The organism is Nonomuraea aridisoli, from assembly GCF_003236395.1.
Lineage (GTDB): Bacteria > Actinomycetota > Actinomycetes > Streptosporangiales > Streptosporangiaceae > Nonomuraea > Nonomuraea aridisoli.
This window is the reverse complement of record NZ_POUD01000560.1, coordinates 1-1,328: the sequence shown is the minus strand read 5'-3', so window position 1 is coordinate 1,328 and position 1,328 is coordinate 1. Positions and strand designations below refer to the sequence as shown.

Here is a 1,328-nt window from a genome sequence, read left to right as displayed (position 1 = left end):
AGATGTGTATAAGAGAGAGCTGGTGGGGTTGCCGTCAGGCGGCAGAGCCGTCTCCTCGCCGTCGCTGGTGCTCGATGTCGCGGTCGCGTCGGCTTGCGCGGGAGGACTCGCCGCATCGGGAACGGCCGCCGCGGCGGAGGCCGACGGGCTGGGCGTCGCCGACAGCGTGGCCGATGGCGTGGCCGGGGGCGAGGTCTGCACGACCTTCTCGCCGTTGACGTACTGCTCGTAGGTGACCTTGCCGGTGGCGTGGTTGGCGCACTCGTACCAGCCGCTGGCCTGCTGCTTGCAGGTCGTCTCGCCGCCTTTGCACCGGCCCGTTTCAGCCAGGTCGGTCTTCTCGTTACAGCGGATGTACTCGGGCGGCAGCGGCTGGGCGGCTTCGAGGTTGGCGCCGTCGTCGGCCATCCAGAACGCGGCCACCTCCGCGGCGTCCTGCGGCGGGGTCAGCCATCGGCACACCACGTAGGTGGGGGTGTCGTCGGGGAGCATGTTGCGGCAGGAGTCGCCGCTGCTGACATCGACGGCCGTCTCCGACCTGGAGGGGGGACCGGCTCCCGGGCCCGCGCCGGGGATCAGGCCGGGCTCGGCGACGGCCACGACCGGCAGTAGAAGAATCAAAGCGATAATCGTGCCGGCGGCGGCAAAGCGTCGTTCCCGCCGGGTGATGCTGCTGAGAAATCGTTTCATGGTGTCCCGTCCAGAAGGGGTGGGTCAGCCGTTGCGGCAGTTCGACCAGTAGCCTTCGCTGCTGCCGACGTAGCCGATCGATCCGGTGGGCATCCAGGTGCCTTTGTCGGCCTCGACCGTCCAGGAGACGGTCAGGGTCAGCGTGCCGCCGCCGGTGGTGGTGCCCGCGGTGGTGACGCCGTCGCCGGTGGTGGTGCCGGTCCACGAGATGGTGGCGATGCCGGAGTCGGTTGTGGCGGTGCAGCCGGGCCGGGATCGGGGCGCGGAGACGGTCACGCGGTTGCCGGAGACGGTGATGCCGCCGGTACCAGTGCCGGAGGTGATCTGGCAGCTACCTGAGCACAGCAGCGAGAACGACCCCGAGCGGCCTGTGCCCAATGCCAGCGACGACGGAGACAGTGAGGCGTTCGGCGCCGGCGGCTTGGGCAGTGTCCGCGTGGTGCTGGACGTTGTCGGCTTGCCGGTGGTCTGTGGCGGGTCCTGCGGGCCGCCGCTGTTCCAGGTGGGCCGGGCCTTGGCACCTTTGTCGGAGGCGAGACGGCCTGGTTCGATCTTGTCCGGTTCTCGCGTGGGCCGGGCCGAGGGCGAGGCCGCAGGGCCGGGGCGCTGGGTTGCCGGATTGGCCGTGGGTGTGGGGG

At 70.4% G+C, this 1,328-nt stretch carries 1 protein-coding gene and 1 pseudogene; both read right to left on the bottom strand.

The window, feature by feature from the left end; genetic code table 11:
• Positions 1-621, bottom strand: a 621-nt coding sequence (locus C1J01_RS48055) for a hypothetical protein (RefSeq protein ID WP_220040495.1), incomplete at its 3' end; no start/stop codon positions are given.
• Between the two features lie 93 nt (positions 622-714).
• Positions 715-1,328, bottom strand: a pseudogene (locus tag C1J01_RS51740) (hypothetical protein); the annotation flags it as partial.